General features: G+C 40.8%; 13 protein-coding genes. 10 read left to right on the top strand and 3 right to left on the bottom strand.

Features of this window, described 5'->3' with window-relative positions; genetic code table 11:
• The 3 genes from ribE to C3F34_RS06265 form a co-directional block, all read right to left on the bottom strand.
• On the bottom strand, positions 1-471 hold the full coding sequence (gene ribE / locus C3F34_RS06275; RefSeq protein ID WP_016165653.1) for a 6,7-dimethyl-8-ribityllumazine synthase: 471 nt from the start codon (positions 469-471) through the stop codon (positions 1-3).
• 11 nt (positions 472-482) lie between these two features.
• Positions 483-1,604: a bifunctional 3,4-dihydroxy-2-butanone-4-phosphate synthase/GTP cyclohydrolase II gene (gene ribBA, locus C3F34_RS06270; RefSeq protein WP_044739724.1), complete on the bottom strand. Its 1,122-nt coding sequence runs from the start codon at positions 1,602-1,604 to the stop codon at positions 483-485.
• A 325-nt stretch (positions 1,605-1,929) separates the two neighbouring features.
• Positions 1,930-2,352: an Lrp/AsnC family transcriptional regulator gene (locus tag C3F34_RS06265; protein WP_044739723.1), complete on the bottom strand. Its 423-nt coding sequence runs from the start codon at positions 2,350-2,352 to the stop codon at positions 1,930-1,932.
• 201 nt (positions 2,353-2,553) lie between these two features.
• On the opposite strand from C3F34_RS06265, the gene C3F34_RS06260 reads away from it, so the two are divergent.
• The 10 genes from C3F34_RS06260 (at position 2,554) to C3F34_RS06215 (ending at position 18,021) form a co-directional block, all read left to right on the top strand.
• Entirely contained in the window at positions 2,554-3,828 is a 1,275-nt protein-coding gene (locus tag C3F34_RS06260; RefSeq protein WP_171284991.1) for a Glu/Leu/Phe/Val family dehydrogenase, read from the top strand.
• A 71-nt stretch (positions 3,829-3,899) separates the two neighbouring features.
• Positions 3,900-5,117, top strand: a complete 1,218-nt coding sequence (locus C3F34_RS06255) for a bifunctional succinylornithine transaminase/acetylornithine transaminase (protein ID WP_016165649.1) — start codon at positions 3,900-3,902, stop codon at positions 5,115-5,117.
• Positions 5,118-5,130: 13 nt separating this feature from the next.
• Positions 5,131-6,156 carry an arginine N-succinyltransferase gene (gene astA, locus C3F34_RS06250; protein WP_016165648.1) on the top strand — a complete coding sequence of 342 codons (1,026 nt, stop codon included), beginning with the start codon at positions 5,131-5,133 and terminating at the stop codon, positions 6,154-6,156.
• A 5-nt stretch (positions 6,157-6,161) separates the two neighbouring features.
• The gene (gene astD / locus C3F34_RS06245; protein ID WP_104441270.1) at positions 6,162-7,631 is read left to right on the top strand and encodes a succinylglutamate-semialdehyde dehydrogenase; all 1,470 of its coding nucleotides are present in this window, start codon (positions 6,162-6,164) and stop codon (positions 7,629-7,631) included.
• A gap of 24 nt (positions 7,632-7,655) precedes the next feature.
• Positions 7,656-8,996, top strand: a complete 1,341-nt coding sequence (gene astB / locus C3F34_RS06240) for an N-succinylarginine dihydrolase (RefSeq protein ID WP_104441269.1) — start codon at positions 7,656-7,658, stop codon at positions 8,994-8,996.
• 21 nt (positions 8,997-9,017) lie between these two features.
• Entirely contained in the window at positions 9,018-9,995 is a 978-nt protein-coding gene (astE, locus tag C3F34_RS06235) for a succinylglutamate desuccinylase (RefSeq protein ID WP_104441268.1), read from the top strand.
• Positions 9,996-10,396: 401 nt separating this feature from the next.
• On the top strand, positions 10,397-11,896 hold the full coding sequence (locus tag C3F34_RS06230; protein ID WP_171284953.1) for an amino acid permease: 1,500 nt from the start codon (positions 10,397-10,399) through the stop codon (positions 11,894-11,896).
• Positions 11,897-11,982: 86 nt separating this feature from the next.
• On the top strand, positions 11,983-13,182 hold the full coding sequence (gene alr, locus C3F34_RS06225; RefSeq protein WP_265735188.1) for an alanine racemase: 1,200 nt from the start codon (positions 11,983-11,985) through the stop codon (positions 13,180-13,182).
• Between the two features lie 992 nt (positions 13,183-14,174).
• The gene (locus C3F34_RS06220; protein WP_104441266.1) at positions 14,175-14,783 is read left to right on the top strand and encodes a hypothetical protein; all 609 of its coding nucleotides are present in this window, start codon (positions 14,175-14,177) and stop codon (positions 14,781-14,783) included.
• 55 nt (positions 14,784-14,838) lie between these two features.
• Entirely contained in the window at positions 14,839-18,021 is a 3,183-nt protein-coding gene (locus tag C3F34_RS06215; RefSeq protein WP_158654337.1) for an ATP-binding protein, read from the top strand.
• Positions 18,022-18,030: the final 9 nt, after the last annotated feature.

The raw sequence follows: 18,030 nt of genomic DNA, 5'->3' as shown, positions 1-18,030 counted from the left end.
TTAAATAGCCTTTAACAAGTTAACCATTTCAATTGCAGTAAGAGCAGCTTCGCTACCTTTATTACCTGCTTTTGTTCCAGAGCGTTCAATCGCTTGTTCAATGCTGTCCGTAGTCAATACACCGTTAATCACTGGTAAACCAGTGTCTAAGCCAACTACGCCTAAACCTTTGGCACATTCACCTGCAACAAAGTCAAAGTGAGGCGTACTACCACGAATCACAGCGCCAAGAGCGATGATGGCATCAAAGCGATCAGAAGCAGCCAGTTTTTTTGCAACCACTGGAAGTTCCCAAGCGCCTGGTGCATGAACAACAGTGATATTATCCTCTGATACACCATGACGTTTCAATGTATCAATTGCACCTTCTAGCAAGTGTTCAACCACAAAGCTATTGAAACGACCAACTAAAATCGCGTAACGGCCTTCGCTCGCGAGATGTAATAAACCTTCAATTCGGCGAATCGCCATAGCAACCTCGATTATTTCGTTAATGTTTGTTGAGCGGTGACATATTCCACCACTTCAAGATTAAAACCTGATAATGCGTTGAAACGTAGCGGCGAACTAAGCAGCTTCATTTTTTCGACGCCTAAATCACGTAAAATTTGTGCGCCCACACCAATCGTTTGATATTGCTGAGACAGAGCTGCACTAGATTTGGTTTTCTTTGGTGCAGTTAGGCTGTCTAGGGCAGGGCCTAAATCTTGTAGATGACGTTGACCAATCCAGACCAGTACGCCACGATCACTTTGTGCAATTTCTTTTAAGGCACGGTCTAAGTTCCAAGCGGGCTCGCCGTCTTGCTTGTTCAATTTGAGCAAGTCACGTGTCGGATTAAAACCATGTACGCGAACCGTAGTGATGCCATCTTTTGGCTCACCTTTCACCAAAGCCAAATGAATATCTGGATTGCCAATCTCACGGTAACGGAACAGTTCAAATGTACCGTATTCAGTGTCGATGCTTTCTTGACCTAAACGCTCGACTGTTTGTTCATTGGTCATTCGGTAATGGATCAGGTCAGCAATGGTTCCCATTTTCAGGCCATGCTTTTCAGCGAAAATTTCTAAATCTGGGCGACGGGCCATGGTGCCGTCTTCTTTGATAATTTCACAAATTACAGAAGCAGGTTCTAGGCCAGCAATGCGTGCAAGGTCACAGCCTGCTTCAGTATGTCCTGCTCGGTGCAGTACACCACCAGGTTGTGCCATCAATGGAAAGATATGTCCAGGCTGTACGATATCGCTAGGCTTGGCATGTGCCGCAACCGCTGTTTGAATGGTATGAGCACGTTCAGCTGCGGAAATACCTGTGGTAATCCCTTCGGCTGCTTCAATGGATAAGGTGAAGTTGGTGGCATGTTGCGCACCATTGGCATCGACCATTAATGGTAAATTCAATTGCTGACAACGCTCACGGCTTAAAGTTAAGCACACCAAACCACGCGCATGTGTAATCATGAAGTTGATGTCTTCTGGGCGGACGTGTGTCGCCGCAATGACCAAGTCGCCTTCATTTTCACGGTCTTCATCATCCATCAGGATGACCATTTTCCCTGCACGGATATCTGCTACGAGCTCTTCAACGGTATTGAGCGGCATCAATCTTCACCTTTCTATTCGTCTGCAAATGACCAAAGTCTTTGCATTTCTGATTGTGGCATAGTCTAACGCTTTTTTAGACAGTTTGCCTATGCTTTTACTTTTCTGTACGTCGATTGTTATACACAGCCACGCAAGACTTTAAAAGAGTTGCACTATTTAAAAATGAGCAATCGATTAAACTCATGGGGTCAAAATCGGTTCAAATTTCCTAGAAAACGGGGGCGAACTGTACATTTTAGTCAAATCAGGCTGTATTGATCAGGATGGTTTGATTTCTAAGAGTATGCGGGTTTCTTACTTAAAATCACGATAAGTGAATTGCTTATGCTTTATAAGTCGAAAGCAAAATACTGGTTTCGGTGTTATAAATGCCCGAAATGGTTCGAATGCGCTCTAAGGTTTTATCAAAACTTTCCAAACTGTCCGATTTCAGCTCAACCAATAAATCCCATTTACCATTGGTGGTATGCAGCGTATGTACAGAAGGGTCGATTCTTAACTCTTTTACGACCGCACTGGTTTTGGTGCCTTCCACCATAATATTCATCCAAGCACGAATGGTGTTTTTCTCACTGCCGGGTTTTAAGCGAACGGTATAGCCCGTAATGATGCCACTCGATTCTAAATATTCGATTCGTTTCTGCACAGTATTTCGGGAAACGCGCACTTTTTGGGCAATGTCGGTAATTGACATACGGGCGTTGTCACGCAGCAAACCTAGAATTTGGCTGTCAGTATCATTCATTTTGATTTCCATGATTATCATTTTGATAAAATTTATTGCATTTTTATCAAAATTACAACTTTTTAGAGTCGTTTTGATTTTTCATACTATGCGTATTAGGTAACACTCCAGTTGGAACAACACCGAGCTGAGGCGGTGTCCAATAGATGGGGTGTTTCCTATTTTGAATGGATTAGCTCAATTAAATTCTCAGAGGATAAAATAATGTCTTTGTCATATGAAATGGAAAATAGTGGTGCATGGCAAACCTACCTTGCTCAGATTAACCGTGTAGCCCCTTATCTTGAAGAAGACTTAATCCCATTTATCAATACTTTAAAGCGTCCAAAGCGTGCGCTCATTGTTGATGTGCCTATTGTAATGGACGACGGTTCTATTCAGCATTTCGAAGGTTACCGTGTACAACACAATTTGTCGCGTGGACCAGGTAAGGGCGGTATTCGTTACCATCCAGATGTAGAACTGAATGAGGTCATGGCCCTCTCAGCATGGATGACCATTAAAACTGCGGTATTGAACTTACCGTATGGTGGTGCAAAAGGCGGTATTCGAGTAGACCCGCGTAAATTGTCACCACGTGAACTTGAACGCTTAACGCGTCGTTTTACCACTGAAATTAGCCCAATCATTGGTCCACAAATTGATATTCCAGCGCCAGATGTAGGCACTAATGCAGACATTATGGGTTGGATGATGGACACCTATTCCACGATTAAAGGTCATACCGTCACAGGTGTCGTGACAGGTAAGCCTGTACATTTAGGTGGTTCATTAGGTCGTGTCCGTGCAACAGGTCGTGGTGTATTCGTTACAGGTTTAGAAGTTGCCAAAAAAATTAACTTAGCACTTGAAGGCAGCCGTATTGCAGTTCAGGGCTTTGGTAACGTAGGTAGCGAAGCTGCATATTTATTCCATAAAGCCAACGCAAAAGTAGTATGTGTACAAGACCACACAGGCACAATTTTCAACGCAGATGGTTTTGACGTTAAGCAATTACAAGACTACGTTGCGATTCATAAAGGTGTTGCAGGCTTCCCTAATGCAACCGTAATTGAAGATGAAGCGTTCTGGACAGTAGAGATGGATATTTTAATCCCTGCTGCTTTAGAAGGTCAGATTACTGCTGAGCGTGCGCAAAAATTGACTGCGAAATTGGTCTTGGAAGGTGCGAACGGCCCAACTTATCCAGAAGCAGAAGATATTCTTTTACAACGTCAAATCATGATTGTTCCAGATGTGCTCTGTAATGCTGGCGGTGTAACCGTGAGTTACTTCGAGTGGGTTCAAGACATGGCAAGTTACTTCTGGACCGAAGAAGAAATTAATGAACGCTTAGATAAGCTCATGATTAAAGCGGTTGAAGATGTTTGGCATACAGCAGATGACAAAGATTGTAGCTTGCGTACTGCAGCGTACATTTTGGCTTGTGAACGCATTTTGAAAGCACGTAAAGAACGAGGAATTTTCCCAGGTTAAGGGGGAGTTTCGTGCCCTTCGGGGCACATTCAAGTAAGAAAAATATCAGATTTATTAAGGAAGAACAGACCATGAACCAGAATAGCCAACCGAATCGCCAAGATTTTAATCAGTATATGGTGCCTGTTTTTGCACCGGCTCAATTTATTCCTGTGCGTGGCGAAGGTTCTCGTTTGTGGGATCAGCAAGGTAAAGAATATATTGATTTTGCAGGTGGTATTGCGGTGAATGCGCTTGGACATGCACATCCAGTTGCAGTCAAAGCCTTAGTCGAACAAGGTCAAAAGTTATGGCATATCGGTAATGGTTATACCAATGAACCTGTACTTACTCTAGCAAAACAATTGGTTGAAAGTACCTTCGCCGATAAAGTGTTCTTCTGTAACTCTGGTGCAGAAGCCAACGAAGCGGCTTTGAAACTTGCACGCAAAGTGGGCCTACTTTCAGGCTCTGCGCGCAAGAACAAGATTATTGCATTTAAAAATGCCTTCCACGGTCGTACCTTATTTACCGTTTCGGCAGGTGGTCAACCGAAATATTCGCAAGATTTTGCTCCTTTACCAGAAGGTATTCAGCATCTGCCATTTAATGATTTGGACGCAGCCCGTGCAGCGATTGATGCCGACACTTGCGCAGTGATTGTTGAACCGATTCAAGGTGAAGGTGGGGTCATTACTGCTGATCCTGAATTTTTAAAAGGTTTACGTGAGCTGTGTGATCAACACGGTGCAGTATTAATTTTTGATGAAGTGCAAACAGGTGTAGGTCGTACAGGGGCGCTATATGCCTATATGAACACTGAAGTGACGCCAGACATTTTAACCACAGCCAAAGCACTCGGTGGCGGTTTCCCAATTGGTGCCATGATTACCACAGATAAATACGCGAATATGTATGCAGTGGGAGATCACGGCACGACGTATGGCGGTAATCCATTGGCATCTGCTGTGGCAAATGCAGTGTTTGGCTTTATCAACACCCCTGAAGTATTGAATGGTGTACGTACTCGTGCGCAAATCTTTGCTGAAGGTTTGAAGCGTTTGAATGAACGTTTTGGTTTGTTTGAAGAAGTTCGCGGTCAAGGTTTATTGATTGGCTGTGTACTCAAAGCAGAATATGCAGGTAAAGCCAAAGATATCGTCACCCTTGCTGGTGAAGAAGGCCTCTTGGCCTTGGTTGCAGGTCCAAATGTCGTGCGTTTCACGCCATCTTTAATTATTCCAGAAGCGGATATTGAAGCAGGTTTACAACGTTTTGAGCGTGCGCTCGCACGTTTTGTTGGCGCGTGATAGGTCACCGCTGATGATGATTGTTAGACATGCAGAGCATCGAGATTTAGATGATATCTTCATTCTGGCGGGGAAGTCGGGCGTAGGTCTGACTTCTTTACCCCAAAATAAAGACATCTTATTGGCTCGAATTGCCCGCACACAAAAGACCTTACAAGGTCAGGCGGCGCCAAATGAGCAAGGTTATTTATTTGTTTTAGAAGATACCCAGTTGCAGCGCGTGGTTGGCGTGAGTGCGATTGAAGTTGCAGTGGGTTTGACGGAACCATTTTATAACTTTCATGTGGGCAAACAAGTTCATGCTTCACAAGCTCTGAATGTTTATAAGGCCTTAAACACCCTGTTTTTAAGCAATGACCATACAGGATGTAGTGAGCTGTGTACGCTATTTTTAGATCCTGAATACCGTAAAGATCAAAATGGTAAATTGCTCTCTAAAATCCGTTTTCTGTTTATCGCAGCATTTCAGCAGGCATTTCAAAATACCCTGATTGCAGAAATGCGTGGTTATTCTGATGAAAATGGTCGATCACCCTTTTGGGATGCCTTGGGTTATCACTTTTTCAATATGGATTTCTCCACGGCGGATTACTTGAGTGGTATTGGGCAAAAAGTCTTTATTGCGGAATTAATGCCACGCTTCCCTGTGTATACCGATTTATTGCCATTGGCAGCACAGCAAGTGATTGCGCAAGTTCATCCCCAGACGGTTCCAGCTTCTCGTGTTTTAGAGTCGGAAGGTCTGCGTTATCAAGGGTATGTCGATATTTTTGATGCAGGGCCAACTCTCGAAGCTGAAGTGAAAAACTTACGTGCAGTCAAGGAAAGCCAGACCTGTGCTGTGAAAATCGTGAGCAGTTTGCCAGAAGCGACAGGTCGTTATTTGGTGGCGAATGACCGTTATCACGATTATCGCGCAATTTTAATTCAACATGCTGCGGATGCAGACAACTTAAGTTTAACGGCTGAACAAGCCTATGCGCTTGGCGTACAAGCGGGGCAAAGTATTCGTATGTTGCCTTTAGACAAGATGGAGTAAAAATAATGTCACAAGGGAATTTATTTATTAATGGGACATGGTCTCCAGCGCAGGGTGCAGCTTGGAACAAACTTGATCCAGTTTCTCAAGAAGTGATTTGGCAAGGTGCAGAAGCTAAGGCTGAACAAGTGGAACAAGCATGTCAGTCAGCACGTGCTGCCTTTGCTGCTTGGGCACGTCGTCCACTTGCAGAGCGTATTGAGGTGATTCATCGCTTTGCAAGCTTGCTAGAACAAAATAAACAACAGTTAGCGACAGTCATTAGCCGTGAAACCAGCAAGCCGATTTGGGAAACCTTAACCGAAGTTCAATCGATGATTGCTAAAGTGGCCATTTCGATTCGTGCTTACCATGAGCGTACAGGCGAAAGCGTAACGGAAATGGCTGATGGTGCAGCCTCTTTGCGTCACCGCCCACATGGGGTATTGGCTGTATTTGGCCCATATAATTTCCCAGGTCACTTGCCGAATGGTCACATTGTACCAGCACTGATTGCGGGGAACACCATTGTCTTCAAACCAAGTGAACTTACGCCGTGGACTGCGGAAGAAACCGTGAAGTTATGGCATGAAGCAGGCTTACCTGCGGGTGTCTTGAACTTGGTACAAGGTGGTCGCAGTACCGGTGAAGCCTTGGCGCAATCACATGAGATTGACGGCTTGCTGTTCACGGGCAGTGCCAATACGGGTTACCACTTGCATAAACAATTAGCAGGTGCGCCAGAAAAAATTCTCGCTCTAGAAATGGGGGGGAACAACGCATTAATTATCGATGAAATTACTGATATTGATGCAGTGGTGAATTTAACCATTCAATCTGCCTTTATTTCCGCAGGTCAGCGCTGTACCTGTGCGCGCCGTTTGATTATCAAAAATGGTGCTGTAGGTGATGCTTTCATTCAACGTTTGGTTGAAGTGAGCCGTAACTTGGTGGTGGGTCAGTGGGATGCACAGCCACAACCATTCATGGGTGGTGTGATTTCATTGCATGCTGCACAGCAAATTTTACAAGCGCAACAACGTTTGGTGGATTTGGGCGCAGAGGTGTTATTGCCTGTGACTCAAACTGATCCAAATAGTAGCTTGTTAAGCCCAGGTCTTTTAGAGGTCACAAACGTCAATAATGTGCCAGATGAAGAATATTTTGGTCCATTGAGCTGTATCTATCGTTATAACCATTTTGATGAAGCTTTAGCGCTTGCCAATGCAACACGCTTTGGCTTGTCAGTAGGTTTAGTTTCACCAGATCGTGAACTGTTCGAGCGTTTATTGATTGAAGCGCGTGCAGGCATTGTGAACTGGAATAAACCATTAACAGGCGCTTCAAGTGCAGCGCCATTTGGTGGTGTTGGTGCATCAGGGAATCATCGTGCCAGTGCCTTCTATGCGGCAGATTATTGCGCATGGCCAATGGCATCACTAGAAAGTCAGCAGGTAAGTCTACCTGAAAAATTATCGCCAGGCATTGTGCTGTAAGTCGACAGAAAAGGGAGTTTAGAAATGTCAGGCTATGAAATTAATTTTGATGGTTTAGTCGGTCCAACGCATCACTATGCTGGATTGTCTTTTGGAAACGAAGCTTCGACCAAAAACCGTAATAATCTATCGAATCCGAAGTTGGCTGCCAAGCAAGGTTTGTTAAAGATGAAAGCTTTGGCCGACATGGGCTTAAAGCAAGGTGTATTTGCACCGCAAGAACGCCCACATGTGCCAACTTTGCGCAAATTGGGTTTCTGTGGGGATGACCATAGCGTGATTGAACAAGCGATGCGTACTTCGCCTGCATTGTTATCCGCTTTGAGTTCTGCATCGTGCATGTGGACAGCCAATGCGGCAACGGTTTCACCGTCGGCAGACAGTGCAGATGGTCGTGTGCATTTTACAGCGGCAAACTTGAACAACAAATTCCACCGCTCGATTGAACATGAAACGACCTCGCGTGTTATGGCAGCCATGTTTAACGATGAGCGTCACTTTGCGCATCACGAAGCACTACCACCCGTGGCATTGTTCGGTGATGAAGGCGCGGCGAACCATAACCGTTTAGGCGGTGCTTATGATCAAGCCAGCGTACAAGTGTTTGTTTATGGTCAGCAGTTCCTCGGCGGTGGTATTGGTCCGAAACATTATCCTGCGCGTCAGTCACGTGAGGCGAGTGAAGCTGTTGCACGTTTACATCAATTGAAAGCTGAACAAACCGTTTTTGTGCAGCAGCATCCCGATGTGATTGATCAAGGGGTCTTCCACAACGATGTGATTGCGGTGAGTAACCAAAATGTCCTGTTCCATCATCAACATGCATTTTTGAATCAATCAGAAGCATTGTCAGAAATTCGTGAAAAAATGGCGCGTTTGGGTCAAGAGTTTGTGGCTATTGAAGTACCTGATCAGCGTGTTTCAGTGAAAGATGCGGTGAATACTTATTTATTCAATAGTCAATTACTCACACGTGCCGATGGCGGTATGAGCATTGTAGTACCTGAAGAATCGCGTCAAAACCAAGCGGTATGGAGCTACTTGAACGACATGATTCAAATGGGTACCCCAATTGATGACATCAAAGTTTTCGATTTACGTGAAAGTATGCGTAACGGTGGCGGTCCTGCATGTTTACGTTTGCGTGTTGCCGTGAATGAAGCAGAACTGAACGCGATTAATCCGAATCTATTTATGAATGATGCTTTGTTTACCCGTTTAAACACATGGGTAGATCAGTACTACCGTGATCAGTTGGCACAGCAAGATTTGGCAGATCCACAATTATTGATTGAAAGCCGTACTGCGTTAGATGAGTTGACGCAAATCTTAGGCTTGGGTTCGGTATATCACTTCCAACGTTAAGTAATCGTGCAGGGAAAGCAAATGATAGATTTTCTAGGTGATGTTTTAGCACAACGTATCCCAACTGTATCGCAGGGCGAACAGCATGATTTTCGTTGGGAATGGTTAGCTGAAGGGGTTTTATCTTTTACTCCAAAGCAGGCTTATGAAAAAGCCATCGTGCTTTCCGCGGGTGTACATGGCAATGAAACTGCGCCAATCGAGTTATTGGCGCAGCTCAGTCAGGATATTTTTGCAGGTGCGTTACAGCTCAAGGTCAAATTAATGTTGATTTTGGGCAACCCTGTCGCGATTCGTTTAGGTCAACGCTATGTTGAAAATGATATGAATCGGATGTTTTGTGGTGCACATCAGCAATTTTCTGAAACCTTTGAAGCAAAGCGAGTGGCTGAACTAGAGCAGTTAGTGGCAGATTTCTTTCAATCTTGCCCTGCACAAGTCAAACGCTATCACTATGATTTGCACACAGCGATCCGTCCGTCTTTGCTGCCGACTTTTGCTTTGTTCCCTTATCAAACTCATGGCTATGATGCGGTCATGTTGGCGTGTTTAAGTGCTGCGGAACTGGATGCCTTGGTATACCACAATGCAGCAGGTCGCACCTTCACGCACTATACCAGTTCAAGATTTCAGGCAGCGAGTTCAACCCTTGAACTCGGACATGCCAAACCTTTTGGTCAAAATGATTTATCGGCATTTAGCGCGATTAATCAAGTGTTACGTTCGGTGGTGACAGAACAAGCTTTACCTGCACGCCAAAAGTCAGCAATTAAAAACTTTCGTGTTGTCGATTCGATTATCAAAACTGAAGATGACTTTCAGCTCAACCTTGCCGATTCTGCGCCCAATTTCTCAATGTTCCAATCAGATGCAGTGATTGCCCTGCAACAGGGTAAACCTTATGTGATTGCACCAGAACAGGTCTGGATTTTATTTCCAAATACTCAAGTGAAAAAAGGGTTAAGAGCAGGCTTGATATTAACTGAGCTTCGCTCGTGATTATTCGTCTCGATTTATTAAATGTGATGATGGTGATTTATAGAATTTAAATCGTTAAATTGATTTTCAATGGAATTGAATATATGGATATTGTAAAAAATATTAATGCAATATTTACGTCCAGTGATTATGAGTTCGCTTGTAATCAGTGGATAAACTCGCGTCATGTTTTTATTAAGCTATTATTTTTTAATGTTAAATTAATAAAATTGGTATAGGTTTTGCAATCTGTGTTGTGATTGTTTGGTCGCTATTTTTATTTTAAAAATTCGATTAAATAATAAAATTAATATTGTTGAAAGATAATATTTAGCTTAATTTTGGATAGATATTAAATAAGGAAACATTTTATATCTGTCCCGTATTTGCACCTCTTTTAGGTGTAAATTGGAGTAATAAACATGATGAATGGAAATAAGTTCAATAAGTCGAAAGAAACCCTAGAGGGTGATTTACTGGGCGGACATCATTACGATTCAGCTGGAGAAGAACAACTCGATCGTTCTCTCAGCAATCGCCATATTCAAATGATTGCGATTGGCGGTGCTATCGGAACAGGTCTATTTATGGGTTCGGGGCAAACCATTGCCAATTCTGGAACCTCAGTCATTTTGACTTATATGATCGTTGGCTTTGTCCTGTTTTTTGTCATGCGTGCCATGGGAGAGTTGCTGCTTTCCAACACCAATTATAAGTCATTTGTAGATTTTGCTACGGATTATTTAGGTCCTTGGGCAGGCTACTTTTTGGGCTGGACCTACTGGCTCAGTTGGATCATTACTGCGATTGCCGATATTATTGCGATTGGCGGTTATATGCAGTTCTGGTATCCCGATTTACCCGTATGGTTGCCTGCTTTGGCCACGATCACTGTTTTGACGGTACTAAACTTACTTACGGTGAAAATGTTTGGTGAAACCGAGTTTTGGTTTGCCATGATCAAGATTGTGGCAATTGTTGCCTTTTTAATTTTGGGTGTGAGCTTGGTGGTTATGGGCTTCGTGTCGCCAAATGGAGTCAAGGCATCGTTCTCACATATTACCGATCCTGATGCATTTTTACCGCATGGTGTGACAGGTTTCTTGGCGGGTTTCCAAATGGCAGTGTTTGCTTTCTTGGGTATTGAGTTGGTCGGTACAACTGCTGCAGAAACCAAAAACCCAGAAAAATCATTACCTAAAGCCATTAATTCAATTCCGTGGCGAATTCTGTTGTTTTATGTGGGTGCCTTGTTGGTCATCATTTCCGTAACCTCATGGCAGCACGTTGATCCAGGTAAAAGTCCATTTGTGGCCATGTTCCAATTGGTCGGACTTACAGCTGCTGCTGCTGTGGTGAACTTCGTGGTCGTGACTTCGGCAATGTCTTCTGCAAACAGTGGTATCTTCGCCACCAGCCGTATGTTGTATGGTTTGGCGGTTGAGAAAGATGCGCCGCAGCGCTTTAAAATCTTATCTAAAGGTAAAGTGCCTGTACAAGCACTGTTGTGTTCTATGATTTGTGTATTTATCGGTACGTTGATTCTGTTCGTTACACCAAATGTCATGTCTGCATTTAATATTGTGACAGCATTGACCTCAATTTTGACTGTATTTGCCTTTGGTATGATTCTGGCATCGTATTTGGCTTATCGTAAAAAGCGTCCTGATTTGCACGCGAAATCTATTTATAAAATGCCTGCGGGTATTTTTATGAGCTGGTTTGGGATCGCCTTTATGGTGTTTGTGGTTGCGATTTTATGTCTCGATCATGATACGCGTATTTCACTGTTTGTTTCACCACTTTGGTTTATCGGCTTATGGATTGCTTATAAGCGTCGTCAACGTCAAGATAGCGAGCGCACTTGGATTTTAGAGCATGGTCGTTGCATTGATCATGATGAACTATCAGAAAATAATTAATGAAGAGTGAGAGAGGGTATTTACCCTCTCTTTTTTATAACGACGAAGAGGGATTTGTCTTGAAAAAAGTAACATTATTGGCGTGTATGTTGGGGGCGGGGCTGCTGAATATGAGCAGTGCGATGGCGGCACCGATGTTGACATCACAGATTTCAGCAACACAGGCTGCGGCCCCTCAAGCCAACGCGTGGGTTGAAATTAATGTGCAAGCCTTTGAACAAAATATTCAAACCTTGCAGCAACAATTGCAGGATAAGAGCCAAATTTGTGCTGTGATGAAAGCCGATGCTTATGGGCATGGAATTCAGTTGTTGATGCCGAGCATTATCAAGTTAAATGTACCTTGTGTGGGCATTACCAGTAATGCCGAAGCCGCGATGGTGCGCCAATCTGGTTATCAAGGTCGTATCTTAAGACTGCGTGCAGCCACCGATCAGGAAATTCAAAATGCAGCTTCACTCAAGATGGAAGAATTATTCGGAAACTATGAGCAAGCGCAGCGTATTTCCACTTGGGCGAAACAGCAGGGCATTACAGTTGCCTATCATTTGGGTTTGAATGCAGGCGGTATGGATCGTAATGGTTTAGAGTTAAACAGTGAGCAAGGCAAACAGCAAGCCCTGCGTATGACCAAACTGCCAAATTTAAAGTTGGTCGGCATCATGACGCATTATGCAGTAGAAGATGAAAAATATGTGCGGGAACGTTTAGCAGTCTTTAACCAACAAACGAACTGGCTCATTAAAAAAGCTAAACTCAAACGTGAAGAGCTAACCTTGCACACAGCCAATTCATTTGCCACTTTAACCGTACCAGAGTCGCATTTAGATATGGTTCGTGCAGGTGGTGTGATTTATGGTGACAGTATTCCTGACCGTGTGGAATATAAAAAGTTGATGACGTTTAAAACCCAAGTGACAACAGTGAATGCTTATTTAAAAGGTACAACTGTAGGGTATGATCGAACCTATACTTTAAAACGTGATTCTTTATTGGCGAACTTGCCGATGGGCTATTCAGATGGCTATCGCCGTGCTTTTAGTAATAAAGCCTATGTACTGATTCGTGGACATAAAGTCCCTGTCGTTGGACGGACGTCGATGAATACCACCATGGTTGATGTCACTGATTTCCCTGATATTCGTGCCAGTGATGAAGTGGTGTTGTTTGGTCAGCAAGGCAATGAAAGCGTCAAGCAAAGTGATTTAGAAGAATACAATGGTGCGCTGCTTGCAGATGTATATACGATGTGGGGCAATTCTAATCCTAAAGTTGCTGTACGCTAAACTGACAATAATTCATTAATGTAAATGACTACCCCACGTCTGAATTTTCAGATGTGGGGTAATTTTTATATGGCTGTGTAGAGGGGCAATTGATTGTCTATCCAGCTTAATATTGATCGTTCATGCTCAGTTGAGTCTTTACCTTAAGGGGAACACATCAAATTCATAAATCCCATTTAAGCTTTGAACTCGCATTCCTATAATTGGACATCCAATGCCTTTAGTGATCAAGATGTTAGGCTGTTTTTAATGGTGATTGTTTTTTGTATGTATTATGGTTATACCCCAGAGCTTTGAGGTGATGCAAAAGTGATTTTAAAGGTCTCGAAATGGCTATTTAGATGTAAACGTTTGAATCGGTAATTTTCTAGAAGATTGCTGGTGAATCAGATCAATTCTGTAAAAATTTGGTGGGCTACTTGAATGAAAATGGATGGATTATTCAGATTTAAATTTTTAGCAATAAAAAGCCCTAATCATTTGACTAGGGCTTTTTTGAATCTGGAGCGGGAAACGAGACTCGAACTCGCGACCCCAACCTTGGCAAGATTCACCGACATAAAATACACTAAATAACATAAATGGTATTTCAATAAACCCTATATATAACATATATATGGGGTTATTATTTTGTGTGGTGTAATTTAAGATAGGGTAGGGTACTTTGATTTGTGGTCACTAATTTTAATTAGATAATCAACAATAATTACCAACATAGATATTTATACATTTATATTATTTTACCATTTAGTAAACTTATTCTCATCTTAATGTCTAACTATAAAGTAGAAGAGTCTAATCTAGAGGAGTAATGGATTGTTGAGGATGTATTCAGATTCTTTCAAAGGAGTCTATCTGATGAAAATTCAATTAGCTGTACTAGCTCATAAACAATGACTTAGTCAAACTATGACGCACTTGATAAATAGCTACTTATAAATATGAATAAAAAAAATATATACTTACGTCATAGGAACTCTCAAGAGATCGAAATGAGCCAAGGGTCATCACAGGTCATCACTCGTCAATGGATGATTATTCAGTTTTTATTAAATAGTAAATATGTCAGTACAGCAGAAATTGAAAACCATTTACAAAGTAAAGGGATAATTACTACTCAACGTACGATTCAACGGGATTTAAATTTATTGGAAACATTATTTCCATTGGAATGTCGTCGAGATTGTATGCCTTATAATTGGCGTTGGAAAAAGATAGAACAGTCAGTAAAGGGTTTGAGTTTATCTCAAGCTTTGATTCTAAGACTCGTTGATGATCAATTAAGTGATATTTTACCTGAGCATACACAGCAAGAACTATTACCATTATTTCAAAAAGCAAGATTGATTACCTCTAATGCTTATACAGGAGATGAGTCAGCTCTTCTTGATATTTTGACTAAGGATCGAAGAAAAAGTGTTGGTTTTGTGCAGCCTTCCTTGATGCAGGAGTTGGCTTTGAGTATTAGCGATAAAGTAACAAGAGTTTATCAAGATATCTTCAATAATGAAGAGCAAGTGATGAAGAAGAACTTAAAAACATTAAGTACATTACTTGAATTATATGAAATGCCTGAGTTGGCAAAAGCTTTAAAAGTATGATCTTAGAAATAACAGACTTTTTAAAAATCAATAAATTGAGTGGATGATAGGTTTTATGGATTCGTTATTAAAGGAAAAAGTAGTAATTGATGAATATTCAAAATCCATATTTGATATTAATGCATTTAAAGATGCAGTTTTTTTGAACAAAAAAGAAATCAAACAAATAGATTCATTAAGTGCGGATGAAAATTTTGAAATTAATAATATGAATTCAAGGTTTTTCCGTATTACGGAATTATCAGCGCAAGAGCAGTTTATATTACGGCAAGATTTAGAAAATGTAATTGCAAGTATGAATAATGTTCATTTTAATTGGGTCTATTATTTATCTGGTACTGAAACAGGTATTGAAATATATATTGGAACCGTACTATTGTTAGATCAGGGAGATGTTTTTAATCAAAAAAAATTATTAGAAAGTCAATTACTAGGTAATATTTCTGGAATTTTATTAGAAGATGTATCTTCTAAAAACTTACAAGATCATATTTTATCGCCATTAAATAATTCTCAGCATTTTGGATTATTAACAGGCGTTCCCTCTTTGACAATCGATCAGCAAGCTCAAAGTAAAGGTTCTAACATTAATCAAGGTATTGATCGTTTAGCTCGCAGCTTAACTGGGGAAACATGGCAATTATTGCTCGTTGCACAACCAGCCAAATTACATGAAATAAATCAAACCATTGAAGAATTTTTAAATTTATCTTCTGATTTACATCCTGGTATTAAAAAGTCTATCCAATCTGGTACAAACACAGGTACTTCACTCACAGAGGGCTCGAGTACTTCTATAAGCCATGGTTTAACAGATCAAACAGGTTCAAATAAATCGCGTACAAAGCAACATGGTTTAAATGATTCGATAACAAATCAAACTTCAGAAAGTGGTGGGGAGTCATCAAGTAATTCTAAGAATAATAGTTCAACGAGTACTAGTGACAGTAAGAATAAAGGTTGGACAAAGGGTGAAAGTAAAACCAATGGAACCAGTAGTGGTACATCAGATTCGAGTGGTACAAGTGAAAGTAAATCTGTGAGTAAAAGTGACACTAAAGGTTCTTCAAATTCTTCTAGTAGATCTGAAGGGAAAAACACAACAGAAAGCAGAGAATTTATAGACAAAAAAATCGAAAGAATAGAAAAATATATTACAGAAAAGCAGCTTCCTCGTTTCGAACTAGGACGAAGTAAAGGTCTTTTTAAGACTGCGATTTATTTATCTGCATATAATAAAAGAACTTATGAAAGTCTAGTTTTAGCAGTTAGATCTACTTTTCAAGGAAATCAGTCAGTTTTTAGCCCACTACAAGTGCAAAAATTGCACATGAAAAAGAAAGATATTAATCAGTTATTTAAAATTCACTGGGAAAAAAATGATATTAATAAAGATGCTTTATTACTGCAAAGTACCCCTTCTGCCGCTAGACATGTAGCACTTGCAACTTGGTTAAATGCTTCAGAGTTGTCAATTTTGGCAGGGTTGCCAAGTCGTGAGGTTTGTGGCATTCGTTTAAGAAAAAATGTAGATTTTGCGGTTAATCCTTTAAATTCCAAAGACTCTGCATCATTTGAGCTAGGACGGATTATTCAAAATGGTCGAATCTTAGAAAAAAGCAAAGTCTTATTAGATAAAAAGTTGCTTAATCAGCATATTTTTATTAGTGGTGTTACTGGTGCTGGTAAAACAACGACTTGTCAGCAGATCTTACTGCAATCTAAATTGCCATTTCTAGTCATTGAACCAGCTAAAACAGAATATCGAGGTCTATATGAACTTGATGAAGATATTCAATTTTATACTTTAAATAATGAACAACTTTCGCCATTTCGTATAAATCCATTTGAACTTTTACCAAATGAGCAATTAGTCGGACATATAGATACCTTAAAAGCGACTTTCGCAGCAGTATTCCCTATGGAAGCTTCTATGCCTTATCTGATTGAAGAAGCGATTGTTCGTAGTTATGAGTCAAAAGGTTGGGATATTCATACATCTAAGAATTTTCTTTTTGAAAATCCATTTAATTGTCAAGGACAAGCTTTTCCGATCATGTCTGAAATGCTTGAACAATTAAAAATTGTAATTAAAAGCAAGGGGTTTGGTGACGATTTACAGCAAAAGTATGAAGGCTCTCTCATTTCGAGATTAGATAATCTCACGATTGGGAGTAAGGGAAGGATGCTAAATACGCGTGTTTCTATTGATGTATCAAAATTACTTGATCAGAAAGTCGTTATTGAGTTAGATGAACTGAAAGATGAACAAGATAAGGCATTAATGATGGGATTGCTCATTGGCCGTGTAGCTGAAGCAATGAAGCAGCGTCATTATTCAGATCCTACTTTCCAGCACTTAACATTGATTGAAGAGGCACATCGTCTATTAGAAAAACCACAAGGTCATGATGATGGTGCTAAAAAGTTGGGTGTTAGTTTATTTGCAAATCTGCTTGCAGAAGTTCGTAAATATGGTGAAGGGTTGATTATTGCGGATCAAATTCCAAATAAACTTGCTCCAGAAGTATTAAAGAATACCAATACAAAGATTATTCACCGTCTATTTGCTGCTGATGATCGACAAGCGATTGGTGAAACGGTTGGTTTGACCGAAGAACAAATTGATTTTTTACCTATGTTGAAAGCGGGTGAAGCAGTTGTTTATAGTGCAGGTTGGCATGAAGCCGTCCGTACACAAGTTGGACAACTTCATAATACCAATTCGAAACCTTTGGATATCCAAATTATTGCAAGTCATAGTCAACGAAGAATTTTTAGCCAAAGAACACAGTTATATCCTAGGTTATCAAGCGTATTTGATTCAGAAATTACAGCTGAACAATTTAATCAATTTATTCAAGAGGGTAGTTTTGTTTTAAATTTATGGTTGAAATGGTATGCCTTATCACAAAATGAGGTACAAGGGCACAAATTAATTATTACGCAGCGCTTATCTAAAGAAATGGAAAAACTGAATCAAGTATGGGGTGATTCAAAAAGTGATATTAAATTGGCACTTGCACAGTTATTTTTAGACATTGCACCGATTGCTTATATAGAAGATAAATTACCAACAAAATATCCTGTTGAACAGTATCTTATCTTTTTATTTGGATTATATGAGCATGATCAATTAAATGAAAAAATTACATCTGATACGATTTTTGGTCAGGATACAGGAAGACTCATTGCAGGGGCTCTTCAAGCAATGTTACAAAAGTTAAATTCAATCTAAAAAGGAAAA

The sequence above is a fragment of the Acinetobacter sp. ACNIH2 genome (assembly GCF_002934965.1).
Taxonomy (GTDB): Bacteria; Pseudomonadota; Gammaproteobacteria; order Pseudomonadales; family Moraxellaceae; genus Acinetobacter; species Acinetobacter tandoii.
Note: the sequence above shows the minus strand (reverse complement) of the source record. Positions and strands in the feature narration are given on the sequence as shown.

What these genes read in the sequence shown, in the direction of transcription:
- ribBA (WP_044739724.1), bottom strand. Translation starts at nt 1,604, where the DNA reads ATGCCGCTCAATACCGTTGAAGAGCTCGTAGCAGATATCCGTGCAGGG.
- ribE (WP_016165653.1), bottom strand. Translation starts at nt 471, where the DNA reads ATGGCGATTCGCCGAATTGAAGGTTTATTACATCTCGCGAGCGAAGGC.
- astB (WP_104441269.1), top strand. Translation starts at nt 7,656, where the DNA reads ATGTCAGGCTATGAAATTAATTTTGATGGTTTAGTCGGTCCAACGCAT.
- astA (WP_016165648.1), top strand. Translation starts at nt 5,131, where the DNA reads ATGATGATTGTTAGACATGCAGAGCATCGAGATTTAGATGATATCTTC.
- astE (WP_104441268.1), top strand. Translation starts at nt 9,018, where the DNA reads ATGATAGATTTTCTAGGTGATGTTTTAGCACAACGTATCCCAACTGTA.
- C3F34_RS06215 (WP_158654337.1), top strand. Translation starts at nt 14,839, where the DNA reads ATGGATTCGTTATTAAAGGAAAAAGTAGTAATTGATGAATATTCAAAA.
- C3F34_RS06220 (WP_104441266.1), top strand. Translation starts at nt 14,175, where the DNA reads ATGAGCCAAGGGTCATCACAGGTCATCACTCGTCAATGGATGATTATT.
- C3F34_RS06230 (WP_171284953.1), top strand. Translation starts at nt 10,397, where the DNA reads ATGATGAATGGAAATAAGTTCAATAAGTCGAAAGAAACCCTAGAGGGT.
- alr (WP_265735188.1), top strand. Translation starts at nt 11,983, where the DNA reads ATGTTGGGGGCGGGGCTGCTGAATATGAGCAGTGCGATGGCGGCACCG.
- C3F34_RS06265 (WP_044739723.1), bottom strand. Translation starts at nt 2,352, where the DNA reads ATGAATGATACTGACAGCCAAATTCTAGGTTTGCTGCGTGACAACGCC.
- C3F34_RS06255 (WP_016165649.1), top strand. Translation starts at nt 3,900, where the DNA reads ATGAACCAGAATAGCCAACCGAATCGCCAAGATTTTAATCAGTATATG.
- astD (WP_104441270.1), top strand. Translation starts at nt 6,162, where the DNA reads ATGTCACAAGGGAATTTATTTATTAATGGGACATGGTCTCCAGCGCAG.